Origin of the sequence: Streptomyces sp. NPDC001787 (genome assembly GCF_040297465.1) — a bacterium.
Taxonomy (GTDB): Bacteria; Actinomycetota; Actinomycetes; order Streptomycetales; family Streptomycetaceae; genus Streptomyces.
Map to the genome: position 1 here is coordinate 408,453 of NZ_JBEOZE010000004.1, position 26,156 is coordinate 434,608.

Here is a 26,156-nt window from a genome sequence, read left to right on the forward strand (position 1 = left end):
GCGTCAGGCCGGAAGGGTGACGAAATCGATCAATTCCTCTACGCGGCCCAGGAGTTGTGGCTCTAGATCCCGATAGGTGTGCACCTTGGAGAGGATGTGCTGCCAGGCCGCACCGGTGTTCTCCGGCCAGCCCAGCGACCGGCACACACCCGTCTTCCAGTCCTGCCCGCGCGGCACCACCGGCCAGCCGGGGATCCCCACCGAGGAAGGCTTCACCGCCTCCCAGACGTCGATGTACGGGTGGCCCACCACCAGCACATCGGCGTCCGACACCTGACCGGCGATCCGGGACTCCTTGGAACCCGGCACCAGATGGTCCACCAGCACCCCCAGCCGGGCATCGGGCCCCGGCGAGAACGCGCGCACGATCGCCGGGAGGTCGTCGATGCCCTCCAGATACTCGACCACCACGCCCTCGATCCGGAGGTCGTCGCCCCACACCCGCTCGACCAGCTCCGCGTCGTGCCGGCCCTCCACATAGATCCGCCCGGCCCGCGCCACCCGCGCCCGCGCACCCGGCACCGCCACCGAGCCGGAGGCCGTACGCGCGGGCCGGGCGGGACCGGCCGCCGACGGGCGTACGAGCGTGACCACCCGGCCCTCCAGCAGGAAGCCGCGCGGCTCCATCGGGAACACCCGGTGCTTGCCGAAGCGGTCCTCCAGGGTGACCGTGGGGCCCTGGGCCGTCTTCTCGCAGCGGATCACGGCACCGCAGAAACCGGTGGAGACCTCCTCCACGACCAGATCGGGCTCGGCGGGGACCTCCGGGACGGGGGCGGACTTCTTCCACGGCGGGGTCAGGTCCGGCTGGTAGCTGCGCATGGCACGACGATAAGGCCGGCCGGGCCCGTCCCCGGGGTCCGTCACGACACGCCGAAGCGCTCCGCCAGCCGGTCCCGCTGCGCCCGTACGAACGCCGCGTCCACCACCGCCCCGTGCCCCGGTACGTACAGCGCGTCCTCGCCGCCGAGCGCCAGCAGACCGTCCAGCGCGGCGGGCCAGCGGGAGGTGACCGCGTCCCGGCCCGCCTGCGGTTCGCCGGACTCCTCGACCAGATCACCGCAGAGCACCACGGCCGGCTCCCCGCCCGCGCCGGGCACCAGCACCGCCAGATCGTGGCCGGTGTGCCCCGGCCCGGCGTCGGCCAGCAGGACCTGCCGCCCGCCGCCGAGGTCGAGCGTCCGCTCCCCGCACACCTCGTGGCGCGGGGCCACCAGGACGTCCACCGCCTGCGCGGCCTCCTCCTCGGGCACTCCGTGGCGTACGGCGGAGGCGCACAGCTCCTCCGCCCCGCGCGCGAGGAGGGCGCCGAGGCCGGCCGATCCGTACACCTCGGCCCCGGCGAACACCGCGGTGCCCAGCACATGATCGAAATGGGGGTGACTCAGTGCGATATGTGTCACTCTCCGCCCGAGCAGCCCCTCCGCCTGGTTCCGCAGCTCCACCCCCTCGCGCAGCGTCGACCCGGTGTCGTAGAGCAGCGCGCCGTCCGCTCCGGCCACCAGCGCGACCGTCGCATCCCACCCGGGGAGCCGCCGCCGGCCCACTCCGCGGCCCAACCGCTCCCAGCCGAACTCTTCCCAAGAGACGTCCATGCGGCGACGCTATCGGCAACGACCTGCGCGGTCCCGGGGTAGCGTGGCCGGTCGCCCTTGCCTGGGGGGCACCCTGCCCCCGTACACTGGCCGGGGGGATTGCTGGCACTCGAACGCACAGAGTGCCAGGCAGACACCGGAGACGACAGCTGGAGGTGTGCGCGATGCTCAGCGAACGCAGACTCGAAGTGCTGCGCGCCATCGTCCAGGACTATGTCGGCACCGAGGAGCCCGTCGGCTCCAAGGCGCTCACGGAACGGCACAAGCTGGGGGTCTCCCCGGCCACCGTCCGCAACGACATGGCGGTGCTGGAGGACGAGGGCTTCATCGCCCAGCCGCACACCAGTGCGGGGCGCATCCCGACGGACAAGGGCTACCGGCTCTTCGTCGACCGGCTCGCGGGCGTCAAGCCGCTCTCCTCGCCGGAGCGCCGGGCCATTCAGAATTTCCTCGACGGCGCGGTCGACCTCGACGATGTCGTGGGCCGGACCGTGCGGCTGCTCGCGCAGCTGACCCGGCAGGTCGCCGTGGTGCAGTACCCCTCGCTGACCCGTTCGACGGTGCGGCACGTGGAGCTGCTCGCGCTGGCCCCCGCCCGGCTGATGCTGGTGCTGATCACCGACACCGGCCGGGTCGAACAGCGTATGATCGACTGCCCCGCGCCGTTCGGCGAGACCTCTCTCGCCGATCTGCGGGCCCGGCTCAACAGCCGGGTCGTCGGACGCCGTTTCACGGACGTCCCGCAGCTGGTGCAGGAGCTGCCGGAATCCTTCGACAGCGAGGACCGGGCCACCGTCTCCACGGTGCTCTCCGTCCTTCTCGAAACGCTGGTCGAGGAGACGGAGGAGCGGCTGATGATCGGCGGCACCTCCAACCTCACCCGCTTCGGGCACGACTTCCCTGTGATGATCCGGCCGGTGCTGGAAGCACTGGAGGAACAGGTGGTCCTGCTGAAGCTGCTCGGTGAGGCAACGGACTCGGGCATGACCGTACGTATCGGGCACGAGAACGCCCACGAGGGCCTCAACTCCACGTCCGTCGTCGCGGTCGGCTACGGTTCGGGCGACGAGGCAGTCGCCAAACTCGGCGTGGTCGGACCGACCCGCATGGACTACCCCGGAACGATGGGAGCGGTACGCGCAGTGGCACGTTACGTCGGACAGATCCTGGCGGAGTCGTAAGTGGCCACGGACTACTACGCCGTACTCGGCGTGCGCCGCGACGCATCTCAGGACGAGATCAAGAAGGCATTCCGGCGGCTCGCCCGCGAGCTGCACCCGGATGTCAACCCGGACCCGAAGACCCAGGAGCGGTTCAAGGAGATCAACGCCGCTTACGAGGTGTTGTCGGACCCGCAGAAGAAGCAGGTCTACGACCTCGGCGGCGACCCGCTCTCCGCCTCCGGCGGCGCGGGTGGCGCGGGCGGTTTCGGAGCCGGTGGCTTCGGCAACTTCTCCGACATCATGGACGCGTTCTTCGGCACGGCCTCGCAGCGCGGACCCCGTTCGCGCACCCGGCGCGGCCAGGACGCGATGATCCGGCTGGAGATCGACCTCTCCGAGGCGGCCTTCGGCACCACCAAGGACATCCAGGTCGACACGGCGGTCGTCTGTACGACGTGCAGCGGCGAGGGCGCGGCCCCCGGTACCTCCGCGCAGACCTGTGACATGTGCCGAGGACGCGGCGAGGTGTCCCAGGTCACCCGGTCCTTCCTGGGCCAGGTCATGACCTCACGGCCCTGCCCGCAGTGTCAGGGCTTCGGTACGGTCGTGCCGACGCCGTGCCCGGAGTGCGCCGGTGACGGCCGCATCCGCTCCCGGCGCACGCTCACGGTGAAGATCCCCGCGGGTGTGGACAACGGCACCCGTATCCAGCTCGCGGGCGAGGGCGAGGTCGGCCCCGGCGGCGGCCCGGCCGGTGATCTGTACGTCGAGATCCACGAGCTGTCGCACGCGGTGTTCCAGCGGCGCGGCGACGATCTGCACTGCACGGTCACCATCCCCATGACGGCGGCCTCGCTCGGCACCAAGGTGCCGCTGGAGACGCTCGACGGCCTGGAGGAGATCGACATCAGGCCGGGCACCCAGTCCGGCCAGTCGGTTCCGCTGCACGGGCGCGGCATCACGCACCTGCGCGGCGGCGGTCGCGGCGATCTGATCGTGCACGTCGAGGTGCTGACCCCGTCCAAGCTGGACCCGGAGCAGGAGCGACTGCTGCGCGAACTGGCGAAGCTGCGCGGCGAGGAGCGGCCCACCGGCCAGTTTCAGCCAGGTCAACAAGGGCTGTTCTCCCGGCTGAAGGACGCCTTCAACGGCCGCTGAACCGGTCTTGCCCTGTCACCGCACCGCCCGCCGGTCCTGTACCGGCGGGCGGTGCTGCGTACAGCGGTATACCGGTCACGCTGCCCCATGGCTGATTCGGCACTGTGCGCCGGACATGGCACGATGCGGTCATGTCCTCCGAGTTGACCGATCTCTGCCGGTATCCGATCGTGCAGGCCCCGATGGCGGGCGGCGTCTCGTCCCCGGAACTCGTCGGCGCCGTCGCCGAAGCCGGCGCGCTGGGCTTCCTCGCCGCCGGGTACAAGACGACGGACGGCATGTACAACGAGATCAAGCACGTCCGCAGACTGACCGGACGGCCGTTCGGCGTCAACCTCTTCATGCCGCAGCCCGCGCTCGCCGATCCGAGCGCCGTCGAGGTCTACTGCCAACAGCTCGCCGGTGAGGTCCTCTGGTACGAGACCCCGCTCGGCGACCCGGACACCAGCGGCGACGACGGCTACGAGGCCAAGGTCGCGATCCTCCTGGAGGACCCGGTCCCCGCGGTCTCCTTCACCTTCGGCTGCCCCACCCGCGACACCCTGGACGCCTTCGCCAAGGCGGGCACGTACACCATCGTGACGGTCACCAGCGCCGAGGAGGCGCAGTGCGCCCAGTGGGCGGGCGCCGACGCCCTTTGCGTCCAGGGCGTCGAGGCGGGCGGCCACCAGTCCACACACCGCGACGACCCGCAGGCCGACAACACCGGCATCGGGCTGCTCTCCCTCGTCACCCAGGTCCGCGAGACCGTGCAGCTGCCGGTCATCGCGGCGGGCGGGATGATGCGCGGCTCCCAGATCGCCGGGGCGCTCGCGGCCGGGGCGGACGCGGCGCAGCTCGGTACGGCCTTCCTCGTCTGCCCCGAGTCCGGGGCGCATCCGGTGCACAAGCAGTCCCTGACCAACCCGCTGTTCGTCCGGACGGCCCTGACCCGGGCCTTCTCCGGCCGTCCCGCCCGCGGGCTGGTCAACCGCTTCATCACCGAGCACGGCCCCTACGCCCCCGCCGCCTACCCGCAGGTGCACTATGTGACCAGCGGGCTGCGCAAGGCGGCGGCCCGGACCGGCGACGCCCAGGGCATGGCACTGTGGGCCGGGCAAGGACACCGGATGGCACGCGAGCTGCCCGCCGGGGAGCTGATCGAACTGCTCGCCGCCGAACTGGAAGCCGCCCGGGTGGCGGTGAGCGGAAGGAGTGCCGAGTGACGGCACCGGTCTTCGTCGTCGAACGGATGCCCAGCGGGCCCGAGTTCGTCCTGGACGGTCCCGAGGGGCGGCACGCCGTCTCCGTGAAGCGGCTGCACGCCGGGGAGGACGTCGTCCTGACGGACGGTCTGGGCCGGTGGGCGGAGGGCGTCGTACGGGCCGCCGAGGGCAAGGACCGGCTCCTGGTGACGGACCTCGCGACGGTCCACGAGGACCCCGTGCCCAGTCCCCGTATCACCGTGGTCCAGGCGCTCCCCAAGGGCGACCGCGGCGAGGTCGCCGTGGAGACCATGACGGAGACGGGCGTCGACGCGATCGTCCCGTGGCAGGCCGCCCGCTGCATCACGCAGTGGAAGGGCGACCGCGGCCTCAAGTCCCTGGCGAAGTGGCGCAGTACGGCGCGGGAGGCGGGGAAGCAGTCCCGGCGGGTCCGGTTCCCCGAGGTCGCGGAGGCGATGACGACCAAGCAGGTCGCCGCGCTGCTGGCCGCGGCGGACTTCGCGGGCGTGCTGCACGAGGACCGCGACTGCGACAGCGAACCGCTCGCCACCGCCGAACTCCCGGCGCGCGGTGAGATCGTGCTCGTCGTCGGCCCCGAGGGCGGCGTCTCGCCACAGGAACTCGCGGCCTTCGCCGAGGCGGGCGCGCGGACCTGCCGGCTGGGCCGCAGCGTGCTGCGCACCTCCACCGCGGGGACGGCGGCGGCGGCCCTGCTGCTGGGCCGCACCGGACGCTGGGGCTGAGGTTCCGGAAGGGCGGAGTCCGGGTGCTTCGGGGACCGGGCCGGACCCGGCCGGCGACGGACTGTCAGACGCGTTACGCAGGGTGACGTCATGTCATGGGCCGCCTCTGATCATGAGCCCGCGCACCGCGCTCGACGCGGCGCCCGGCGACGTACCTCCGCGGCACCGTCCGGCGGGAAGGCGGCGGAGGCCCCGCCCCCGGGTCCGACCGGAGGGCCGCGGACGATCCGGTTCGACCGGCCGCGGACCCCTTGGGCGGGCCGGGGCCCGATAGCATGCGCGTGTACCGATCACCGACGAGCGAGGAGGCCCGGCCATGGCGGGAGAGCCGCAGACCGACTGCCTGTTCTGCAAGATCGTCTCGGGAGACATCCCGGCGACCATCGTCCGCGAGAGCGACACGACCGTCGCCTTCCGCGACATCAACCCGCAGGCCCCGACGCACGTCCTGGTCATCCCCAAGCTGCACTACCCGGACGCCGCCTCGCTCGCCGCCGCCGAACCGAAGATCGCCGCGGACGTGCTGCGCGAGGCCGGAGCGGTCGCCGCCGACGAGAAGATCGACGGCACCGGCTACCGCCTGGTCCTCAACACCGGCTCCGGCGCCGGCCAGACCGTCTTCCACGCGCACGCGCACGTACTGGGAGGCCGCGGCCTCCAGTGGCCCCCCGGATAACGGATACACCCACCATGTCCGCACGAGAACTGGTGGTGCTCGGCACCGCCAGCCAGGTCCCCACCCGGCACCGCAACCACAACGGCTATCTGCTGCGCTGGGACGGTGAGGGCATCCTCTTCGATCCCGGCGAGGGGACCCAGCGCCAGATGCTCCGGGCCGGTGTCGCCGCGCACGACATCAACCGCATCTGCGTCACGCACTTCCACGGCGACCACTCGCTGGGCCTGGCCGGAGTGATCCAGCGGATCAACCTCGACCAGGTCCCGCACCCCGTCACCGCGCACTACCCGGCGAGCGGGCAGCACTTCTTCGAGCGGCTGCGGTACGCGACCGCCTACCGCGAGTCCGTCCGGCTGACCGAGGCCCCGGTCGCCACCGACGGGGTGCTGGCCACCACCGACTCGTACACCCTGGACAGCCACCGGCTCTCGCACCCCGTCGAGTCCTACGGCTACCGCCTGACCGAACCCGACACCCGGCGCATGCTGCCCGACAGGCTCGCCGAGCACGGCATCCGCGGCCCGGACGTCGGCCGGATCCAGCGCGAGGGGGCACTCGGCGCGGTCACCCTCGACCAGGTCTCCGAGCACAGGCGCGGACAGCGGGTCGCGTTCATCATGGACACCAGGCTCTGCGACGGCGTGTACACGCTCGCCGAGGGCTGCGACATGCTGGTCATCGAGTCGACCTTCCTCGACGAGGACGAACGGCTCGCCACCGACCACGGCCACCTGACCGCCGGGCAGGCGGCCCGGGTCGCGAAGGAAGCGGGCGTACGGCACCTGGTGCTGACCCACTTCTCGCAGCGGTACAACGACCCCGGGCTCTTCGAGACCCAGGCCCGCGCCGCCGGGTTCGAGGGCGAACTGACCGTCGCCCGGGACCTGATCAGGGTCCCGGTGCCCACCCGGCACCTCTGAACCACGGCCCGGCACCTCCGGACCACGGCCCGGCGCCCCGGAACCCGGCCCGGAACACAGTCCGGCGCCCCCGGTCCCCGGAACACATCAGCACCACCATTTGTGAGCGAGACGACGTGCACCTCCCCAAGGCAGAACTCCACCTCCACATCGAAGGCACCCTCGAACCCGAGCTGGCCTTCGCGCTCGCCGAACGCAACGGGGTACGGCTGCCGTACGCCACCACGGAAGAGCTGCGCACCGCCTACCTCTTCGATGACCTCCAGAGCTTCCTCGACCTCTACCACGCGCTGATGGCGGTGCTGCGGACCGAGGACGACTTCACCGAGCTCGCCGACGCCTACCTCACCCGAGCCGCCGCCCAGGGCGTCCGGCACGCGGAGATCTTCTTCGACCCGCAGGCGCACACCGCGCGCGGTGTCCCGATCGGGACCGTGATCGAGGGCCTCGGCAGGGCGCTGGAGCGCAGCGAGGAGACGCACGGCATCTCCACCCAGCTGATCCTGTGCTTCCTGCGCGACCTGTCCGCCGCGTCGGCACTGGAGACCCTGGAGGCCGCGAAGCCCTATCTGCACCGGATCAGCGCCGTCGGCCTGGACTCCGCGGAGGCCGGCCACCCGCCCGCCAAGTTCCGCGAGGTCTACGAGGCCGCCGGAGCCCTCGGGCTGCGCAAGGTCGCCCACGCGGGGGAGGAGGGCCCGCCGGAGTACATCCGGGAGGCCCTGGACATCCTCGGCGTCGAGCGCGTCGACCACGGTCTGCGCTGCATGGAGGACCCGGAGCTGGTGCGGCGGCTGGCCGCGGACCGGGTGCCGCTCACGCTCTGCCCGCTGTCCAACGTACGGCTGCGCGCGATCGACCTCCTGGAGGAGCACCCCCTGCGGGCCATGATGGACGCCGGGCTGCTCTGCACGGTGAACTCCGACGACCCCGCCTACTTCGGCGGGTACGTCGGAGACACCTTCCACGCGGTCCACGAGGCGCTCGCCCTGGACAACGAGCACCTGCGCACGCTGGCCCGCAACTCCTTCGAGGCGGCCTTCCTCGACCACGACGAGGAGCGCAGGGCGCGTTACCTCTCCGAGGTCGAGGCGTACGCGTTCGACTGACCCGAACCGCCCGCCGGACCGGCCGCGCGGAACGCGTTGCGGCCCAGGCGTCTGCGGCGCAGGGCGGGCACCGCGATCTCCGTGACGGCCTGTTCCGGTGAGCCGAGCTTGGGCACGGCGCCGGGCAGGCCACCGGTGGTCGCGGCGAGCAGGGCCGCCGGGGCACCGCCGCGCCGCCGGACCGAACCGGGCACCAGCGGACGTCCACCGGTGTGCAGCGCGACGGCGGTGACCGGGGCGGCCACCAGGAGCGTGGCCGCCCCCAGGATCAGACCCATCACCGCGTACCCGGCCTGTTCGGAGAGCACGCTGCCCAGGAGCGGGCCGCAGGCCACCCCGACCGAGGAGGCGGAGCCCGCGAGGACCGCCCAGCGCCCGCGCACGTCCAGGGACGCGGCGAGGCCGATCAGATACGACAGGACCACCGGGTAGAAGGTGTTCCACAGGATCTCGCCGGCCGCGAACGAACCGAGGTCCCGCGCCGAGGAGCTGAGCACGATGCTCATCGCGATGATCATCGTGCCGAGACCGATCGGCACCGCGCGGCCGAGCCGGGCCCCCAGCACTCCGGCTCCCATCACCCCGAGCAGTCCCGCACCGAGCGCGGCGGCGAACACCGCGCCGACCGTGACCTCGGACAGCCCCACCTGCGCGACACCGATCCGGCTGCTCACTCCCCACAGGGCGTTCTGCGCCATGGACCAGATGAGCATGCCGCCCGCCAGCACCAGTCCGGAGCGCCGGTGCGGCAGCCGCCCCGAGGTCTGTGCCGGGCTCAGCTCGGCCGTGTCGCCGCCGAGCCGGGCGGTGGCGGGCCAGACGAGCAGGGCGACCAGTGCGATCGAGGCGAACGGCAGCCGGTGACCGCCGCCCAGGTGCGGGATCGTCAGATAGAGGGCGCCCGCGGTGGCGGAGACGGTGAGCAGCCCGAGCGACGAGGTCCGGTGCGGGTCGCGCTGGGCGGCGATCCCGGCCGCGGCGACCGCGGTCGCCGTACCGGAGCCGAGCCCGCCGACCATCGCGCCCAGGACCACCAGCGGGACGGACCCGGCCAGCGCGGCGCAGCCGAATCCCGCCATCGCCAGGACCAGTCCGATACGCGCCGGTCTCCGCGCCCCCCACCGCTCGACGCGGCCCGCCAGGGTGAAACCGGCGGAGGCCGAACTCAGCAGCAGCGCACTGCCGACCAGGCCGGCCTGGGCGGCACTCAGGCCCAGGTAGACGCTGAGCCGGCCGACGATGGTGGGGAGCAGATAGGCGGCGAGGTAACCGGCGGTGAACACGGCGACCAGGGGCCACGCGGCGCGAGGGCGCGAGGACATGGGCGTTCCTGAAGACATGCCTGAGAAGGCAGGGAGGCGATACGGGGAGGGTGAAGACACAGAGGTGGAGCGCGACGGCGGAGCCGAGGGGTGAAGACAGAGGTGGAGCAGGGGAGGGCAACGCGGGGAATGAGCGGAGATGGGGCACTCGTCGGTAATCAGACGCCAACGGTGCTCGCGGGCCAATTTGTATCAAGTGCTCCCAGTCGACCGAAAGCCACTTCGATGTGATCTGAGTCACATATGTGTTTATGCGTTTCCGGGCCGGGTAACAGCGCATGTTTATGCAGGTCAGGGTTGCCGTGAGCAGTGCGGCGCGGACGCTCCGCTCACAGGAGCGAATCGGGCACACTGGCCGGATCGCACAGGTAATCGCAGCGACCAGATCCGCCACGGCCGGGGAGCGCACGGTGAGCACAGATATTCCAGGCATCGACCCGCTGCTGGCGCTCCGCGCCCCGCAGGATCCCGCCTGCGACGTCTTCCTGACCGGCACGGTCTTCCTCGACATCATCTTCACCGGGCTGGACAGCGCCCCGGTGCGCGGCACCGAGTCCTGGGCGCGCGGCATGGGCTCCAGCCCCGGTGGCGTGGCCAACATGGCCACCGCCCTCGCCCGGCTCGGGCTGCGCACATCACTGGCCGCGGCCTTCGGCGACGACCACTACGGGGAGTACTGCTGGGACGCCCTCGAACAGGGCGAGGGCATCGACCTGTCGATGTCGCACACCGTCCCGGGCTGGCACTCGCCGGTCACCGTCTCCATGGCCTACGAGGGCGAGCGGACGATGGTCTCGCACGGCCACGAGGCCCCGGCCCCCGCCGCGGCCACCGTGCCCGGCCGGACGTTCCCGCACTGCCCGCCGCGCGCCAGAGCCGCCGTCGCCTCACTCACCCCGGGCCGCGGCGAACCCTGGGTGGCCGCCGCCGCCCGGCACGGCGCCCGGATCTTCGCCGACGTCGGCTGGGACGAGACCGGCCGCTGGGACCTGGACAGCCTGCCCGACCTGGAGCACTGCGAGGCCTTCCTGCCCAACGCCGAGGAGGCGATGCGCTACACCCGCACCGACTGCCCGCGCGCCGCCGCCCGCGCCCTCGCCGAACGCGTACCCCTGGCCGTGGTCACCCTGGGGGCGGAGGGCGCCTACGCCATCGACGCGCGGACCGGCACCGCCGCCGAGGTGCCCGCCATCGCCGTGGCCGCGCTCGACCCGACCGGGGCCGGTGACGTCTTCGTCGCCGGATTCGTCACCGGGACCCTCGCCGACTGGCCGCTGGCCGACCGGCTGGCCTTCGCCGGGCTGACCGCGGCCCTCTCGGTCCAGGAGTTCGGCGGCTCACTGTCCGCGCCGGGCTGGGCGGAGGTCGCCGCGTGGTGGCAGCAGGTGCGCACCTGCGCCGACCAGGACCCGGTCGCGCTGGAGCGGTACGCCTTCCTTGAGGAACTGCTGCCCGCGGCCACCCGCGCCTGGCCGCTGCGCCGGGCGGTTCCGACGATCGGCTTCCGTCAGTGAACCGGCGCTCCTCCCACGCGCGGTAAAACCTCTCGGTGTTGTCGGTGGTGAGTCGTAGGCTTGGTAATCCAGAGGTTGTCGAGCAGCGAGAACCCTGCAACGGGAGGTATGCGCAGGCCCGAGGGCCGGCCCATGACTCAGACACCCACACAGCCGCAGGCGCGTGCCCAGATCAGGATTCCGGCCGCACACCCCATGGTGATGCTCCTGGGATCGGGCGACTCGCTGCTGCGCGTGATCGAAACGGCGTTCCCGGCGGCCGACATCCATGTCCGGGGCAATGAGATCAGTGCCACGGGCGAGGCGGCCGATGTCGCCCTGATCCAGCGCTTGTTCGACGAGATGATGCTGGTGCTTCGCACCGGGCAGCCGATGACGGAGGACGCAGTGGAACGGTCGATCGCCATGCTCCGGGCGAGCGGCAACGGACAGGGAGACCCCCAGGGCGAGACACCCGCCGAGGTGCTCACCCAGAACATCCTCTCCAGCCGCGGCCGCACCATCCGCCCCAAGACCCTCAACCAGAAGCGGTACGTCGACGCGATCGACAAGCACACGATCGTCTTCGGCATCGGTCCCGCCGGTACGGGCAAGACGTACCTCGCCATGGCGAAGGCGGTCCAGGCCCTCCAGTCCAAGCAGGTCAGCCGGATCATCCTGACCCGGCCCGCCGTCGAGGCGGGGGAGCGGCTCGGCTTCCTGCCCGGCACGCTCTTCGACAAGATCGACCCGTATCTGCGCCCGCTCTACGACGCCCTGCACGACATGCTCGACCCCGACTCGATCCCGCGGCTGATGGCGGCGGGCACGATCGAGGTGGCGCCGCTGGCCTATATGCGTGGGCGCGCGCAGCCGGTCTTCACCAACGTCCTCACACCGGACGGCTGGCGCCCCATCGGAAGCCTTCGGGTGGGCGACCTGGTCATCGGCTCCAACGGTGAGCCGACCCCGGTCCTCGGCGTCTACCCGCAGGGTGAGAAGGACATCTACCGCGTCAGCGCCCAGGACGGGTCCTGGACCCTGTGCTGCGGCGAACACCTGTGGACGGTCCGTGCGGCCTCCGACCGCCGCGGTGACGAGCCGTGGCGGGTCCTGGAGACCAAGGAGATGATCGGCAACGTCCGCGCCGGGCACGCCCTCCGCTACGAGCTGCCGATGCTGACCGCACCGGTGAGCCTCCCGGAGCGCGAGGTCCCGATGGACCCGTACGCGCTGGGGCTGCTGCTCGGCGGCGGATGCCTGACCGGATCCACCACGCCCTCGTTCGTCACGGCGGACACGGAGCCGGCCGAAGCGCTGGAGGGCGCTCTCCCCGGCGTCACCCTGCGGCACCGGGACGGGCCGGGCGACGCGCTGAACCGGATCGAGGAGCCGGGCGACGTGGTCACGCTGGACAACCCGGTCACCCGGGTCCTGCGGCAGCTGGACCTCCTCGGGACCCGGGCGCACTCCACGTTCGTCCCGGACGGCTATCTGCACAACTCCGCCGAGGTGCGGCTCGCACTGCTCCAGGGCCTTCTCGACGCCGACGGCGGTCCGGTCCCGCAGGAGGACCGCACCTGCCGTGTCCAGTACACGACGGCGTCGATCGTGCTGCGTGACGATGTGATCGCCCTCGTGCGTTCGCTGGGCGGTGTCGCGTCCACCCGCCGGGCCGCCGAAGGGCGGGTACCGGGGCCCGCCGGTGGAGGGGAGACGCACCACCGCTACGACGCCCATGTCATCGACATCCGCCTTCCCGAGGGCATCGAGCCCTTCCGTCTCGCCCGCAAGGCGGAGAAGTACCACGCTGCCGGGGGCGGCGGACAGCCCATGCGCTTCATCGACAGCATCGAGCCGGCGGGCCGTGAGGAGGCCGTCTGCATCCAGGTGGCGGCCGAGGACTCGCTCTATGTCACGCAGGACTACCTGCTGACGCACAACACCCTCAATGACGCCTTCATCATTCTCGACGAGGCGCAGAACACCAGCGCCGAGCAGATGAAGATGTTCCTGACCCGGCTCGGCTTCGACTCGAAGATCGTCGTCACGGGTGACGTCACCCAGGTCGACCTGCCGAGCGGCACGAAGAGCGGTCTGCGGCAGGTCCAGGACATCCTGGAGGACGTCCCGGACGTGCACTTCTCCCGGCTCACCTCCCAGGATGTCGTCCGGCACAAGCTGGTCGGCCGTATCGTCGACGCGTACGAGAAGTACGACAGCCGAGACAGCCACAACGGGAAGTAGTCGCAGCGCACCATGTCGATCGATGTCAACAACGAGTCCGGAACCGAGGTCGACGAGCAGGCGATCCTCGACATCGCCCGCTACGCACTCGCCCGGATGCGGATCCACCCGCTGTCCGAGCTCTCGGTGATCGTGGTGGACACCGATGCCATGGAGCAGCTCCACATCCAGTGGATGGACCTCCCCGGTCCGACGGATGTCATGTCCTTCCCGATGGACGAACTGCGTCCGCCGGCCAAGGACGACGCGGAGCCCCCGCAGGGGCTCCTCGGCGACATCGTGCTCTGCCCGGAGGTCGCGAAGAAGCAGGGCGAAGAGGCGGAGACACAGCACTCCATGGACGAGGAGCTCCAGCTCCTCACCGTCCATGGAGTGCTGCATCTGCTGGGCTACGACCACGAGGAGCCGGACGAGAAGGCCGAGATGTTCGGCCTTCAGGCGGCCATCGTCGACGGCTGGCGCGGTGAGCGCGGGCTCACCGGCGCGTCGCCCGCCCCCACCGTCTCGTGAGCGTCCCACTCATCACCGGCGCCGTACTGCTGGTCGTCGGCGGCTGGCTGGCGGCCTGCGCGGAGGCGGGCATCGCCCGCACCTCCAGCTTCCGGGCTGCGGAGGCGGTCCGGGCGGGTCGGCGCGGCAGCGCCAAGCTGGCCCAGGTCGCGGCCGACCCGACCCGCTATCTCAATGTCGCCCTGCTGGTGCGGGTGGCCTGCGAGATGTCGGCCGGGGTGCTGGTCACCTACGCCTGCCTGAAGGAATTCCCGGAGACCTGGGAGGCCCTGGCCGTCGCCATGGGGGTGATGGTCCTGGTCAGTTATGTCGCCATCGGGGTCTCCCCGCGCACCATCGGCCGTCAGCACCCGCTGAACACGGCGACGGCGGCGGCGTACGTCCTGCTGCCGCTGGCCAGGGTGATGGGCCCGATTCCCCAGCTGCTGATCCTCCTCGGCAACGCGCTGACGCCCGGCAAGGGCTTCCGCAAGGGCCCGTTCGCCAGTGAGGCCGAACTGCGGGCGATGGTCGACCTCGCGGAGGCGGAGTCGCTGATCGAGGACGACGAGCGCCGCATGGTGCACTCGGTCTTCGAGCTCGGCGACACTCTCGTACGCGAGGTCATGGTGCCGCGCACCGACCTGGTCTGCATCGAGCGCTACAAGACGATCCGTCAGGCCCTGACGCTCGCCCTGCGTTCCGGTTTCTCGCGGATCCCGGTCACCGGGGAGAACGAGGACGACATCGTCGGCATCGTCTACCTCAAGGACCTGGTCCGCAAGACGCACATCAACCGGGAGTCGGAGGCCGATCAGGTCTCCACGGCGATGCGGCCCGCGGCGTTCGTGCCGGACACGAAGAACGCCGGGGACCTGCTGCGGGAGATGCAGCAGGAGCGCAGCCATGTCGCGGTCGTCATCGACGAGTACGGCGGCACGGCGGGCATCGTCACGATCGAGGACATCCTGGAGGAGATCGTCGGTGAGATCACCGACGAGTACGACCGCGAACTCCCGCCCGTCCAGGAGCTGGAGAACGGCTGCTACCGGGTGACCGCGCGCCTGGACATCGGCGACCTCGGCGACCTGTTCGGGATCGACGAGTACGACGACGAGGACGTGGAGACGGTCGGCGGCCTCCTCGCCAAGGCGCTCGGCCGGGTCCCGATCGCCGGAGCCTCGGCGCCGGTCGACCTGCCCGACGGACGGAAGCTCCGGCTGACCGCGGAGTCCCCGGCGGGCCGCCGGAACAAGATCGTCACGGTGCTGGTGGAGCCCGAAGGGATGCGAGCGGAATGACACCGGAGCGGCTGAGGGCGTTCTGCCTGGAGTTCAACGCGAGCGCGGAGGAGTTCCCGTTCGGCCCGGAGACCTCGGTCTTCAAGGTGCTCGGCAAGATGTTCGCGCTGAGCACGCTGGACGCGCGTCCGCTGACGGTCAACCTGAAGTGCGACCCGGACGAGGCGGTACGGCTGCGCGAGGAGCACACCGCGATCGTGCCCGGCTGGCACATGAACAAGCGCCACTGGAACACGGTGACGGTCTCCGGTGTGCCGGACCGGATGCTGCGCGAGCTGATCGAGGACTCGTACGACCTGGTCGTGGCGGGCCTGCCGAGAGCGGAACGGCTGCGGCTGGACCGGCCGTAGACCGGGCGGACGGGCGGGACACGCAGAGCAGGGGACGGGCCCGGTCCGTGGCACGAGAGCCACGGACCGGGCCCGTCCGGCGATGCGGCGGCCGGGCGCGGTGGTCGCGTGCCCCGCGCACGCCGCCCCGCCCGCGCACGCCGTCCTACCGCCCGCGCACCCTGCCGCCGGCCCGCCCCGACCTGGCGATCGTGCTGCACATCCCGCCGCCGGACACCGGCACGGAGCGCAAGCTCCGGTGGCCGGCCTCGCCGGAGGGCCGGCGCGGCTCGATGTACCCGGTCCCGGGATGAGGACACCCCGTCGCCGCGCCCGGGACCGCACCCTTCGTATGCTCGTGCCATGACTGAGACCACCGACCTCGGCCCCGAGGACCGCAAGATCGTCACGCTGGCACGCAGCGCCCGCGCCCGCAACGGTGTGCCGGAGGGCGCGGCCGTACGGGACGAGACGGGGCGTACGTATGTCGCGGGCACGGTGGCGCTGGAGTCGCTGAAGCTGAGCGCCCTGCAGACCGCCGTCGCGATGGCCGTGGCCAGCGGTGCCACCTCCCTGGAGGCCGCGGCGGTCGTCTCCGCCGCCGAGACCCCTTCGGACGCGGACCGGGCGGCCGTACGGGACCTGGGCGGGCCGGACACCCCGGTACTGCTCGCCGGACCCGACGGCACCGTACGGGTCAGGGTGTCGGCGGGCTGACCCCGCGGGGGAGCGGCGCGCGGGTGCCGCGCCTGAGGAGGTGCGCCCGCGCTCCGGAATGTGCGCCCGCGCCGCCGGGGCCGGGCGGAGGCACGGGATCATGCCAGCATCTGATGGGCCATCAGTCGGCGCGATTCGTCTCCATTGACTTCTTTTCGGCCGGGCCCGTCAATGGCCCCCTGCCGGCGCGGAAGAGCCGCTGCGCCGTATCCCGCAGGAGGGCACCCGTGTTCGTACGAGCAATCAGGCGAAGAACCCCCGCCCCACGGCGCCGCTGGGCCGCCGCGCTGGGCGTCACCGCACTCGTCGTCGCCGGGACGGGGGCGCTCGGCAGCCCCGCGCTGGCCACCGCGACGGCCGCCGCGGCGGTGGACTTCCCCACCCACTGCATCCCGCCGCCCATCGCCGGAATCCCGGCCATCGACGGCACGACCACCGCCCGGATCACCGTCGACAACGCGGCGCCGAAGGTGGGGGACACCGTCACGGTGACGTACACCGTGGCCGAGCCCGCCGCGAGCAACCCCGTCGATCTCGCGCTGCCCGCCGACATCATGACGCCGAGCGGGAAGGTCACCGTCGCCGGTGCGCAGGCCGCCGAGGTCAGCGTCGCCGGGCCGAAGAAGAACGACCCCGTTCCCGGCAAGGGAGCGTTCCCGTCGTTCTCGATGACGGGCACGTTCCTGGTCACCGCTCCCGGTGAGATCACGCTGTCGCCCGGCGACTACAACATCCACACCAGCTACATCATGGAGCTGGACACCCCCTGCACGGTGACCGATCCGCCCGCCCCCGTCGCACTGACGATCACCGCCACGGACGGCGGCGGCGGGACCCCCGACGGCAGCCAGCGGCTCACCGCGTCCGTGCGGGCGGGCACGCTCTCCATGGTCCAGGACGGGGACGCCGTCGAGATGTCGGCGGTCGACTTCGGCCGGGGCGGCGTCTCCCGCGGCTCCCTGCGGACGGTGACGGTCGAGGACTACCGCGGCGGCCCCGCGGGCTGGTCCCTCACCGGCAAGGTCACCGACTTCCGGGGCCCCGGCGGCGCGAGCGTCGGCGCCGGCGCGCTGAGCTGGACCCCGGTCTGCGCGACGAAGCCGGGCAGCCCGAGCACCTGCGCGGCCGGTTCCGCGGGCACGGTCGGCGGCGCGGGCGCCACGCTCGCGTCCACCCCGGACGGGGCCTTCACCGGAGGCGAGTTCACCGTCGACGCGCGGCTCGCGCTGAACATACCGGCGTACACCGCCACCGGCGCGTACTCCGGAGTGCTGACGCTCACCCTCACCTGAGGGCGCGGTACTGATCCACCGGTGGGCGGCCCGGGAACGCACCCGGACCGTCCACCGCCGTCCGCGACCCACCGCAGCCCACCACCACCCTGGGGGTTCCGCCCAGTGCGCAAGCTCTCCGTACGCACGTTTCCCGCCCGCGGGCTCTCCGTGCCGCTCCTGGCGGTCGCCGTCGCCGTCGCGGTCGCCCTGCCGACGGCCGCCGCGCCCGGCGCCCACGCCGCCGACAACGGCAGCTGGTCCGTCTACCCGGCCGCCTCCCGTTCCGCCGTGCGGCCGTACTTCTACCTCTCCGCCGACCCCGGCGCCACGCTCACCGACCGGGTCACCGTCGCCAACAAGACCGACCGGCCGCTCACCTTCCGGCTGTACGCGGCCGACGCGTACAACACCGCCCGTGACGGCGGGTTCGCGGTCCGCGCGCAGAACGAGAAGCAGCGCTCCATCGGCGCCTGGGCGAAGACCGACCGCGACCGGGTCACCGTGAAGGCGCGCGGCTCGGTCACCCTCCCGGTCACCATCACCGTCCCCGAGGACGCCGAACCCGGCGACCACCCGGGCGCCCTCGTCGCCCTCGACGAACGGGTCGACCCCGCCGGGGACGGCTCCGTCGCCGTCGGCATCCGCCAGGCCGTCGGCGCCCGGATCCATCTGCGGGTCAACGGGCCCACCATGCCCGCGCTCTCCGTCGACGACGTCCGCGTCGAACACAGCCGGCCACTGGTCCCCGGCACCGGGAAGAGCCGCGCCGTGATCTCGTACACCCTGCGCAACCGCGGCAACGTCACCCTCAACCCCCAGGTCGCCCTCAGGGCCGAGGGCCTCTTCGGCCGCACCCTGCTCGCCCGCGACCTGAAGCGGATTCCCTCGGAACTGCTGCCCCGCCAGCAGGTGCGGCTGACGGAGACCTGGGCCGGCGCGCCCCAGCTGGAATGGGGTGAGGTCCGCCTCACCGCCACCGCCCGGGACACGCGGGAGTCCGCGACCGCCTCGTACTTCGCGCTTCCCTGGCTGGTCGTGGCGGCTCTGGGCGTGATCGCCGCGGCCGGTGCGGGGCTGTGGACACGGGCCCGCCGGAGCCGTGCGCGTACCTCCTGAGGCGTCCGCGACAAGCCCCGCCGCGGACCGCTGTGCGGCGGGGCCGCCGGGATCGGGGAGAATGGTCGCCATGAGCGCTCGACCGAACCCAGAAGCTGCTGCGCAGCACGCGGAGAACAACGCCCCCCACCGGGCCGGCTTCGCCTGCTTCGTGGGCCGCCCCAACGCGGGCAAGTCCACCCTCACGAACGCTCTCGTCGGTCAGAAGGTGGCGATCACCTCCAACCGTCCCCAGACCACACGGCACACCGTGCGCGGCATCGTGCACCGCGACGACGCGCAGCTGATCCTGGTCGACACCCCAGGCCTCCACAAGCCGCGCACCCTGCTCGGCGAGCGGCTGAACGACGTCGTGCGGACCACCTGGGCGGAGGTCGACGTCATCGGGTTCTGCCTGCCCGCCGACCAGAAGCTCGGCCCCGGCGACAAGTTCATCGTCAAGGAACTCGCGGGCATCAAGAAGACCCCGAAGATCGCGATCATCACCAAGACCGACCTGGTCGACTCCAAGGCGCTCGCCGAGCAGCTGCTCGCCGTCTCCCGCCTCGGTGAGGAGCTCGGCTTCGAGTGGGCGGAGATCGTCCCGGTCTCGGCGGTCAAGGACCAGCAGGTCAGCCTGCTCGCCGACCTGATCGCCCCGCTCCTGCCGGAGAGCCCCCCGCTCTACCCGGAGGGCGACCTCACCGACGAGCCCGAGATGGTCATGGTCGCGGAGCTGATCCGGGAGGCCGCGCTGGAGGGCGTACGCGACGAGCTGCCGCACTCCATCGCGGTCGTCGTCGAGGAGATGCTGCCGCGCGAGGACCGCCCGGCGGACAAGCCGCTGCTGGACATCCACGCGAACGTCTACATCGAGCGCCCCAGCCAGAAGGGCATCATCATCGGCCCGAAGGGCAAGCGGCTGAAGGAAGTCGGCACCAAGTCGCGCAAGCACATCGAGGCGCTGCTCGGTACGCCGGTCTTCCTGGACCTGCATGTGAAGGTCGCCAAGGACTGGCAGCGCGACCCCAAGCAGCTGCGCAAGCTGGGGTTCTGACCCCGCCGGGGAAGCTCCCGCCGGGAGGCCCCGCCGGGCATGCCGCTGTCAGCGGAGGGCCGATCTCACGCACCCTCCTTGAGGATGCGTGAGATCAGCGTGCGCTGCGCCCCGGTCAGATCGGGGTCAGCGCAGTACACGGTCCGGTCACCGATCGTGATGCGGTACCGGAATCCGTCCGGCACTCCGGCCGGCGGGCTGTCCCGGCCGCCCGTGAGTGCCGCCTCGGCCAGGGCCTCCCACTCGGCCGCGTCCGGCCGGCCCGTGGTCTCGACCTCACGGTGCCGTGCGGTGCCGGCGAATCCGCCGGTCCGGCTCACCTGGATGCGCATCGGGTCCATGGGTCCTGTCTAGCCGGGGCGGGGGAGAGACTCAAGCGGTCGGCACGCCCACTTCCGACCAGGCCTTGAGAACCGCCTCGTGCTCGTCGCCCTCCCCGAAGCGTTCGGTCGTCGCCGCCACGGTCAGCCGGGCGAATTCCGCGAAGTCCGCGCCGGCCGACAGCTCACCGCCGGTCAGCACGTCGAACCAGATCTGGCCGGCCCGCTCCCAGGCGTTGCCGCCGAGTGCGGTGGCCAGCAGGTAGAAGGCACGGTTGGGGATGCCGGAGTTGAGGTGCACCCCGCCGTTGTCCTCGTCCGTCTCGATGTAGTCCTCCATCGAGGCGGGCTGCGGGTCCTTGCCGAGCACATCGTCGTCGTACGCCGTTCCCGGGGCCTTCATCGAGCGCAGCGCCACCCCGCTGACCCGGGGCGCGAGCAGCCCGGCGCCGATCAGCCAGTCGGCCTGCTCGGCGGTCTGGCCCAGGGAGTACTGCTTGACCAGCGAGCCGAACACATCGGAGACCGACTCATTGAGCGCGCCGGCCTGGCCCTCGTACGTCAGATTGGCCGTGTACTGCGTCAGACCGTGCGCCAGCTCATGGGCGATCACGTCGATGGCGACGGTGAAGTCCAGGAAGATCTCGCCGTCGCCGTCCCCGAAGACCATCTGCTCGCCGTCGAAGAACGCGTTGTTGTACTTCTCGTCGTAGTGCACGGAGCCGATCAGCGGCAGGCCCTTGCCGTCGATCGAGCTGCGCCCGTACGCCGTGAGCAGCAGCTCGAACGTGGCACCCAGTCCTGCGTACGCGCGGTTGACGCTGGCGTCCTGGGTGGGCTCCCCGCCCTCGGCGCGGACCCGGTGGCCCGGCAGGTTCGTGCCGTGGCGGCAGTCGTACACGGTGCGGTCGGGCTTGGTGGGCACGGCTCCCGCGGTGGGCGGGGCGACGGGGGCGGCGGCCAGCGCGGCCATCCGGCGCCGGGTGCGCCGGGATCCGTCGGCCTCCAGGGTGCGGCGGGCCGGATCGGCGAGAAGCGGGTCGTCGGACTGCGACAGCTTGTCGAGGAGGTGGGGCGGCACGATGGTGCAGAAGACGGGGCGGAACCCGTCGTCGGTTCGGGGCTGCATGGAAACGACTGTGGCACTTTGTGATCGCCCTGTCACTGGTTGCGACGGTGATTGACGAAATGGAGTGATGAGTCACTGTTTACCCGTCATGGATGCCCGGTCCCGCATACTGATACGGGCCGACGCCCCGGGTGTCTCCCGGTTACTCTCGTCGCATCATGCGTTTCGGGCTGCTTCTCCTTAGCTGCCGCGGCGAGGGCCTGTAGTCGTAGGCCGACCCCCTCCCCGCGGAGTCTGGTGCTGCAGCGACACAGTCGGCCGTTCCCCTTGCCGGACCCGAGGAGCCCTACGCCATGACCGCCACGAACATCTCCGGTGAAGCCGATTCCGGTAATTCCGTCGGCCGCCCCACGCCCGTCACCAACGCGACGCAGCTGCAGAAGCCGTCCGGGATGCCGGTCCACAAGTACGCCGGTTACGACGCCGTGGACATCCCCGACCGCACCTGGCCCGACAGCCGGATCACCGTGGCGCCCCGCTGGCTGTCCACCGATCTGCGCGACGGCAACCAGGCGCTGATCGACCCGATGTCCCCGGCCCGCAAGCGCGAGATGTTCGACCTGCTCGTGAGCATGGGCTACAAGGAGATCGAGGTCGGCTTCCCGTCCTCCGGCGAGACCGACTTCGCGTTCGTCCGCTCCATCATCGAAGAGGGCGCGATCCCCGAGGACGTGACGATCTCCGTTCTGACACAGGCCCGCGAGGAGCTGATCGAGCGCACGGTGGAGTCGCTGGTCGGCGCGCGCCGGGCCACCGTCCATCTGTACAACGCCACCGCCCCCACCTTCCGGCGCGTGGTCTTCCGCGGCTCCAAGGAGCAGGTCAAGCAGATCGCCGTGGACGGCACGCGGCTGGTCATGGAGTACGCCGAGAAGATCCTGGGCCCGGAGACGATCTTCGGCTACCAGTACAGCCCGGAGATCTTCACCGACACCGAGCTGGACTTCGCCCTGGAGGTCTGCGAGGCCGTCTGTGACGTCTGGCAGCCCGAGGAGGGCCGCGAGATCATCCTGAACCTGCCCGCCACCGTGGAGCGTTCGACGCCGTCCACGCACGCGGACCGGTTCGAGTGGATGTCGCGCAACCTGTCCCGCCGCGAGTTCGTCTGTCTGTCGGTCCACCCGCACAACGACCGCGGCACCGCCGTCGCCGCCGCCGAGCTGGCCATCATGGCCGGCGCGGACCGGATCGAGGGCTGCCTGTTCGGACAGGGCGAGCGCACCGGCAACGTCGACCTGGTCACGCTGGGCATGAACCTGTTCTCGCAGGGCGTCGACCCGCAGATCGACTTCTCGCAGATCGACGAGATCCGGCGCACCAGCGAGTACTGCAACCAGATGGAGGTCCACCCGCGCCACCCCTACGCGGGCGACCTGGTCTACACCGCCTTCTCCGGCTCCCACCAGGACGCCATCAAGAAGGGCTTCGACGCCATGGAGGCCGACGCGGCCGCCCAGGGCAGGAGCGTGGACGACATTCAGTGGGCGGTGCCGTACCTGCCGATCGACCCGAAGGACGTCGGCCGCTCCTACGAGGCCGTCATCCGGGTCAACTCGCAGTCCGGCAAGGGCGGAATCGCCTACGTCCTGAAGAACGACCACAAGCTGGACCTGCCGCGCCGGATGCAGATCGAGTTCTCCCGGATCATTCAGGCCAAGACCGACGCCGAGGGCGGCGAGGTCACCCCGGCCCAGATCTGGTCCACGTTCCAGGACGAGTACCTGCCGAACCCGCGGAACGCCTGGGGCCGCGTACAGATCCGCTCCGGTCAGACCGTGACCGACACCGACGGCAGGGACACACTGACCGTCGAGGCCACCGTCGACGGCGCGGACACCGTGCTCACCGGAACCGGCAACGGCCCGATCTCCGCGTTCTTCGAAGCGCTGCAGGCCATCGGCATCGACGCCCGGCTCCTGGACTACACCGAGCACACGATGAGCGAGGGCGCCAGCGCCCAGGCGGCCTCGTACATCGAGTGCGCGATCGACGGCAAGGTGCTGTGGGGCATCGGCATCGACGCCAACACCACGCGCGCCTCGCTCAAGGCGGTCGTCTCCGCGGTCAACCGCGCGGCCCGCTGACGCCGTCTCCGTACCCCCCGTACGGGAGTCCGCTTTGATCCCGTAACGGTATGGTCCGCGAACCCCGTCCACCCGACCAGGGTGGGCGGGGTTCGGCCATATCCGGGGGTTGTGGCCTCCGGAGGCTGACGTCACATCACGCATGTGGCTAACATCACGTCCAACACACGGCAATGTTGCCGGAGCGTTACGGAGGTGTGCGACGTGCGGTCAGCCAAAGGACAACGCGCTCTGAGGCCGTTCATCTACGGCATCCGCACCGCCTGGGAGGCCGTCGGCGACGGCGAGTTCTTCTGCCCCGGCTGCGGTGGCGACCGCAACTACCGTCGCCTGAACGGGCGTCGGCGCTTCACCGTGCTCGGTGTGCCGCTGCTGCGGCGCGGCAGCGCGGGCCCCGTCGTCGAATGCACCGTCTGCCGGGAGCACTTCGCCACCGAGAGCCTCGACCACCCCACCACCACCCGGTTCTCCGCGATGCTCCGCGAGGCCGTGCACACGGTCACGCTGGGCGTCCTCGCGGCCGGTGGCACCACCTCCCGTACGGTCCTGGACACCGCGGTCGCCACGGTGCGCGAGGCCGGGCTGGACGACTGCACCCAGGAACAGCTCTTCACCATCGTCGAGGTGCTCGCCGCAGACACCGGGCACGGCCCCGGCGCCGACCCCGCGGCCGAGGCCTGCGGTGCCACCCTCGCCATCGAGCTGCACGAGGTCCTGGGCCCCCTCGCGCCGCACCTGGCCACCGCCGGGCGGGAATCGGTGCTGCTCCAGGGCGCCAGGATCGCGCTGGCCGACGGCCCGTACAGCCCGGCGGAGCGTGAGGTGCTGACCACGGTGGGCAGCGCGCTCCAGCTCCGCGCCGACGACACCGCCCGTCTCCTCGCCGCCGCAGCCCGCACGCCTTCGTAACCCCCCGCCCCGTCCACGCCCTCGCAGGGCCGCCCGCACGCCTTCGCAGGGCCGCCCGCGCCCCTTCGCGGCCACCGCCCGCCCGCCGCGCCTCCTGGGTGGGCGACAATGGGGCCATGAGCTTGTTCCGGGACGACGGCGTCGTGCTGCGCACACAGAAACTGGGCGAGGCCGACCGGATCATCACGATCCTGACCCGCGGCCACGGCCGGGTCCGCGCCGTCGCCCGCGGGGTGCGCCGCACCAAGTCCAAGTTCGGCGCCCGCCTGGAACCCTTCTCCCATGTGGACATCCAGTTCTTCGCCCGCGGCAGCGAACTGATCGGCCGCGGCCTCCCGCTGTGCACCCAGAGCGAGACGATCGCTCCGTACGGTGGCGGCATCGTCGCCGACTACGCCCGCTACACCGCGGGCACCGCCATGCTGGAGACCGCCGAGCGGTTCACCGACCACGAGGGCGAACCCGCGGTCCAGCAGTACCTGCTGCTCGTCGGCGGGCTGCGCACCCTGGCCCGGGGCGAACACGCACCCCACCTCATCCTCGACGCGTTCCTGCTGCGCTCCCTCGCGGTCAACGGCTACGCCCCCAGCTTCGAGGACTGCGCGAAGTGCGGAATGCCCGGACCGAACCGGTTCTTCTCCGTCGCGGCGGGTGGCGTCATATGCGGCGACTGCCGGGTGCCCGGGAGCGTCGTACCCTCGGCGGAGGCCCTCGTACTGCTGAGTGCGCTGCTCACCGGTGACTGGGAGACGGCGGACGCGTGCGAGGCGCGTCATGTCAGGGAGGGGAGCGGGCTGGTGTCCGCCTATCTGCACTGGCATCTGGAGCGCGGACTGCGCTCGCTGCGGTACGTAGAGAAGTGACACAGGGAGACTGAGAAGCTCATGGCAGTACGCGGGATCCTCGGCGGCCGAAACCGGCGCACCTACAAGACCCCCGAGCCGCACCCCTCCGGCGCGACGCCCCCGAAGATCCCCGGCGAACTGGTGCCCAAGCACGTCGCCGTCGTGATGGACGGTAACGGCCGCTGGGCCAAGGAGCGCGGTCTCCCGCGCACGGAGGGCCACAAGGTCGGTGAGGGCGTCGTCATGGACGTTCTCAAGGGCTGTATCGAGATGGGCGTCAAGAACCTCTCGCTGTACGCCTTCTCCACCGAGAACTGGAAGCGCTCGCCGGACGAGGTGAAGTTCCTGATGAACTTCAACCGGGACGTCATCCGCCGGCGCCGCGACGAGATGGACGAACTGGGCATCCGCATCCGCTGGGTGGGCCGGATGCCGAAGCTGTGGAAGTCCGTGGTCCAGGAACTCCAGGTCGCCCAGGAGCAGACCGAGGACAACGACAGGATGACGCTCTACTTCTGCGTCAACTACGGCGGTCGCGCCGAGATCGCCGACGCCGCGCAGCGCATCGCCGAGGACGTGGCGGCCGGGAAGCTCGACCCGTCGAAGGTCAACGAGAAGACGTTCGCGAAGTACCTCTACTACCCGGACATGCCGGACGTGGACCTCTTCGTACGCCCCAGCGGCGAGCAGCGCACGTCCAACTACCTGATCTGGCAGAGCGCGTACGCCGAGATGGTCTTCCAGGACGTCCTGTGGCCGGACTTCGACCGCCGGGACCTGTGGCGCGCCTGCCTGGAGTACGCGCAGCGGGACCGCCGCTTCGGCGGGGCGGAAGAGGCGACGCCCCAGAAGTGACACCTCACGGGTGACGGGCCGGAGGCGACGGGCCCGAAGTGACGGGCCCGAAGTGACGGGCCGGAAGTGACAGAAAGGGGCGGGTCCGGGGTGTGGTGCACCCCGGACCCGCCCCTCG

The 26,156-nt window shown here is 71.4% G+C and carries 25 protein-coding genes and 1 pseudogene; 21 read left to right on the plus strand and 5 right to left on the minus strand.

The window, feature by feature from the left end; genetic code table 11:
* Positions 1-3: 3 nt before the first annotated feature.
* Both ABT170_RS08585 and ABT170_RS08590 read right to left on the minus strand, forming a co-directional pair.
* Positions 4-822 carry a DUF3097 domain-containing protein gene (locus ABT170_RS08585; protein WP_329943969.1) on the minus strand — a complete coding sequence of 273 codons (819 nt, stop codon included), beginning with the start codon at positions 820-822 and terminating at the stop codon, positions 4-6.
* Positions 823-863: 41 nt separating this feature from the next.
* The gene (locus tag ABT170_RS08590) at positions 864-1,595 is read right to left on the minus strand and encodes an MBL fold metallo-hydrolase (RefSeq protein WP_351865194.1); all 732 of its coding nucleotides are present in this window, start codon (positions 1,593-1,595) and stop codon (positions 864-866) included.
* A 164-nt stretch (positions 1,596-1,759) separates the two neighbouring features.
* Between ABT170_RS08590 and hrcA the strand changes: the two genes are divergently transcribed.
* The 7 genes from hrcA (at position 1,760) to ABT170_RS08625 (ending at position 8,572) form a co-directional block, all read left to right on the plus strand.
* On the plus strand, positions 1,760-2,776 hold the full coding sequence (hrcA, locus tag ABT170_RS08595) for a heat-inducible transcriptional repressor HrcA (protein WP_266930557.1): 1,017 nt from the start codon (positions 1,760-1,762) through the stop codon (positions 2,774-2,776).
* Complete coding sequence (gene dnaJ / locus ABT170_RS08600; protein ID WP_266930555.1) at positions 2,777-3,916, plus strand: molecular chaperone DnaJ; 1,140 nt, start codon at positions 2,777-2,779, stop codon at positions 3,914-3,916.
* A gap of 131 nt (positions 3,917-4,047) precedes the next feature.
* Positions 4,048-5,121, plus strand: a complete 1,074-nt coding sequence (locus ABT170_RS08605; protein ID WP_351865198.1) for a nitronate monooxygenase — start codon at positions 4,048-4,050, stop codon at positions 5,119-5,121.
* The gene (locus tag ABT170_RS08610) at positions 5,118-5,864 is read left to right on the plus strand and encodes a 16S rRNA (uracil(1498)-N(3))-methyltransferase (RefSeq protein WP_351865201.1); all 747 of its coding nucleotides are present in this window, start codon (positions 5,118-5,120) and stop codon (positions 5,862-5,864) included. The genes ABT170_RS08605 and ABT170_RS08610 overlap by 4 nt, the downstream gene beginning before the upstream one ends.
* Before the next feature lie 316 nt (positions 5,865-6,180).
* Entirely contained in the window at positions 6,181-6,540 is a 360-nt protein-coding gene (locus ABT170_RS08615) for a histidine triad nucleotide-binding protein (protein ID WP_329943965.1), read from the plus strand.
* Positions 6,541-6,554: 14 nt separating this feature from the next.
* Positions 6,555-7,463 (plus strand): ribonuclease Z, encoded by a 909-nt coding sequence (locus ABT170_RS08620; protein WP_351865204.1) that lies wholly within the window; start codon positions 6,555-6,557, stop codon positions 7,461-7,463.
* A gap of 116 nt (positions 7,464-7,579) precedes the next feature.
* On the plus strand, positions 7,580-8,572 hold the full coding sequence (locus ABT170_RS08625) for an adenosine deaminase (RefSeq protein WP_351865207.1): 993 nt from the start codon (positions 7,580-7,582) through the stop codon (positions 8,570-8,572).
* Here the strand turns inward: ABT170_RS08625 and ABT170_RS08630 are convergent.
* Positions 8,536-9,894: an MFS transporter gene (locus tag ABT170_RS08630; RefSeq protein WP_329943962.1), complete on the minus strand. Its 1,359-nt coding sequence runs from the start codon at positions 9,892-9,894 to the stop codon at positions 8,536-8,538. The two genes, ABT170_RS08625 and ABT170_RS08630, sit on opposite strands and share 37 nt — an antisense overlap.
* Positions 9,895-10,304: 410 nt before the next feature.
* Between ABT170_RS08630 and ABT170_RS08635 the strand changes: the two genes are divergently transcribed.
* From ABT170_RS08635 to era, 10 genes and pseudogenes are all read left to right on the plus strand, one after another.
* Entirely contained in the window at positions 10,305-11,408 is a 1,104-nt protein-coding gene (locus ABT170_RS08635; protein WP_351865211.1) for a carbohydrate kinase family protein, read from the plus strand.
* Positions 11,409-11,540: 132 nt separating this feature from the next.
* Complete coding sequence (locus ABT170_RS08640) at positions 11,541-13,634, plus strand: PhoH family protein (RefSeq protein WP_351865213.1); 2,094 nt, start codon at positions 11,541-11,543, stop codon at positions 13,632-13,634.
* Between the two features lie 12 nt (positions 13,635-13,646).
* A complete protein-coding gene (ybeY, locus tag ABT170_RS08645) occupies positions 13,647-14,144 on the plus strand; it encodes an rRNA maturation RNase YbeY (protein ID WP_329943959.1) in 498 nt (165 codons plus the stop codon).
* On the plus strand, positions 14,141-15,424 hold the full coding sequence (locus ABT170_RS08650) for a hemolysin family protein (RefSeq protein WP_329943958.1): 1,284 nt from the start codon (positions 14,141-14,143) through the stop codon (positions 15,422-15,424). Before ybeY ends, ABT170_RS08650 begins: the two co-directional genes overlap by 4 nt.
* Complete coding sequence (locus ABT170_RS08655) at positions 15,421-15,774, plus strand: MmcQ/YjbR family DNA-binding protein (RefSeq protein WP_329943957.1); 354 nt, start codon at positions 15,421-15,423, stop codon at positions 15,772-15,774. The genes ABT170_RS08650 and ABT170_RS08655 overlap by 4 nt, the downstream gene beginning before the upstream one ends.
* A 167-nt stretch (positions 15,775-15,941) precedes the next feature.
* Positions 15,942-16,067, plus strand: a pseudogene (locus tag ABT170_RS08660) (XRE family transcriptional regulator); the annotation flags it as partial.
* A 49-nt stretch (positions 16,068-16,116) separates the two neighbouring features.
* On the plus strand, positions 16,117-16,470 hold the full coding sequence (locus ABT170_RS08665) for a cytidine deaminase-like protein (protein ID WP_329943956.1): 354 nt from the start codon (positions 16,117-16,119) through the stop codon (positions 16,468-16,470).
* A gap of 227 nt (positions 16,471-16,697) precedes the next feature.
* Positions 16,698-17,762 (plus strand): WxL domain-containing protein, encoded by a 1,065-nt coding sequence (locus ABT170_RS08670; RefSeq protein ID WP_502970492.1) that lies wholly within the window; start codon positions 16,698-16,700, stop codon positions 17,760-17,762.
* 105 nt (positions 17,763-17,867) lie between these two features.
* A complete protein-coding gene (locus ABT170_RS08675; RefSeq protein ID WP_329943955.1) occupies positions 17,868-18,860 on the plus strand; it encodes a WxL protein peptidoglycan domain-containing protein in 993 nt (330 codons plus the stop codon).
* Positions 18,861-18,921: 61 nt separating this feature from the next.
* On the plus strand, positions 18,922-19,896 hold the full coding sequence (gene era, locus ABT170_RS08680) for a GTPase Era (RefSeq protein WP_266930531.1): 975 nt from the start codon (positions 18,922-18,924) through the stop codon (positions 19,894-19,896).
* Positions 19,897-19,961: 65 nt separating this feature from the next.
* Here the strand turns inward: era and ABT170_RS08685 are convergent, their stop codons facing one another.
* Together ABT170_RS08685 and ABT170_RS08690 are read right to left on the minus strand one after the other, a co-directional pair.
* Positions 19,962-20,228: a protealysin inhibitor emfourin gene (locus ABT170_RS08685; RefSeq protein WP_351865252.1), complete on the minus strand. Its 267-nt coding sequence runs from the start codon at positions 20,226-20,228 to the stop codon at positions 19,962-19,964.
* Positions 20,229-20,268: 40 nt separating this feature from the next.
* A complete protein-coding gene (locus tag ABT170_RS08690) occupies positions 20,269-21,345 on the minus strand; it encodes a M4 family metallopeptidase (RefSeq protein ID WP_329943954.1) in 1,077 nt (358 codons plus the stop codon).
* Between the two features lie 293 nt (positions 21,346-21,638).
* On the opposite strand from ABT170_RS08690, the gene leuA reads away from it, so the two are divergent.
* The 4 genes from leuA (at position 21,639) to ABT170_RS08710 (ending at position 26,038) form a co-directional block, all read left to right on the plus strand.
* Positions 21,639-23,429 (plus strand): 2-isopropylmalate synthase, encoded by a 1,791-nt coding sequence (leuA, locus tag ABT170_RS08695; RefSeq protein ID WP_329943953.1) that lies wholly within the window; start codon positions 21,639-21,641, stop codon positions 23,427-23,429.
* Positions 23,430-23,633: 204 nt separating this feature from the next.
* On the plus strand, positions 23,634-24,338 hold the full coding sequence (locus ABT170_RS08700; RefSeq protein ID WP_351865220.1) for a TerB family tellurite resistance protein: 705 nt from the start codon (positions 23,634-23,636) through the stop codon (positions 24,336-24,338).
* Between the two features lie 116 nt (positions 24,339-24,454).
* A complete protein-coding gene (gene recO, locus ABT170_RS08705; protein ID WP_329943951.1) occupies positions 24,455-25,201 on the plus strand; it encodes a DNA repair protein RecO in 747 nt (248 codons plus the stop codon).
* 21 nt (positions 25,202-25,222) lie between these two features.
* Positions 25,223-26,038, plus strand: a complete 816-nt coding sequence (locus tag ABT170_RS08710; protein ID WP_329943950.1) for an isoprenyl transferase — start codon at positions 25,223-25,225, stop codon at positions 26,036-26,038.
* The last annotated feature ends 118 nt before the right edge of the window (positions 26,039-26,156 follow it).

Coding starts and splice junctions, on each gene's coding strand:
- ABT170_RS08585 (WP_329943969.1), bottom strand. CDS start 822: ATGCGCAGCTACCAGCCGGACCTGACCCCGCCGTGGAAGAAGTCCGCC.
- ABT170_RS08590 (WP_351865194.1), bottom strand. CDS start 1,595: ATGGACGTCTCTTGGGAAGAGTTCGGCTGGGAGCGGTTGGGCCGCGGA.
- hrcA (WP_266930557.1), top strand. CDS start 1,760: ATGCTCAGCGAACGCAGACTCGAAGTGCTGCGCGCCATCGTCCAGGAC.
- ABT170_RS08605 (WP_351865198.1), top strand. CDS start 4,048: ATGTCCTCCGAGTTGACCGATCTCTGCCGGTATCCGATCGTGCAGGCC.
- ABT170_RS08615 (WP_329943965.1), top strand. CDS start 6,181: ATGGCGGGAGAGCCGCAGACCGACTGCCTGTTCTGCAAGATCGTCTCG.
- ABT170_RS08620 (WP_351865204.1), top strand. CDS start 6,555: ATGTCCGCACGAGAACTGGTGGTGCTCGGCACCGCCAGCCAGGTCCCC.
- ABT170_RS08630 (WP_329943962.1), bottom strand. CDS start 9,894: ATGTCCTCGCGCCCTCGCGCCGCGTGGCCCCTGGTCGCCGTGTTCACC.
- ABT170_RS08640 (WP_351865213.1), top strand. CDS start 11,541: ATGACTCAGACACCCACACAGCCGCAGGCGCGTGCCCAGATCAGGATT.
- ybeY (WP_329943959.1), top strand. CDS start 13,647: ATGTCGATCGATGTCAACAACGAGTCCGGAACCGAGGTCGACGAGCAG.
- ABT170_RS08655 (WP_329943957.1), top strand. CDS start 15,421: ATGACACCGGAGCGGCTGAGGGCGTTCTGCCTGGAGTTCAACGCGAGC.
- ABT170_RS08665 (WP_329943956.1), top strand. CDS start 16,117: ATGACTGAGACCACCGACCTCGGCCCCGAGGACCGCAAGATCGTCACG.
- era (WP_266930531.1), top strand. CDS start 18,922: ATGGTCGCCATGAGCGCTCGACCGAACCCAGAAGCTGCTGCGCAGCAC.
- ABT170_RS08685 (WP_351865252.1), bottom strand. CDS start 20,228: ATGCGCATCCAGGTGAGCCGGACCGGCGGATTCGCCGGCACCGCACGG.
- ABT170_RS08690 (WP_329943954.1), bottom strand. CDS start 21,345: ATGCAGCCCCGAACCGACGACGGGTTCCGCCCCGTCTTCTGCACCATC.
- leuA (WP_329943953.1), top strand. CDS start 21,639: ATGACCGCCACGAACATCTCCGGTGAAGCCGATTCCGGTAATTCCGTC.
- recO (WP_329943951.1), top strand. CDS start 24,455: ATGAGCTTGTTCCGGGACGACGGCGTCGTGCTGCGCACACAGAAACTG.
- ABT170_RS08710 (WP_329943950.1), top strand. CDS start 25,223: ATGGCAGTACGCGGGATCCTCGGCGGCCGAAACCGGCGCACCTACAAG.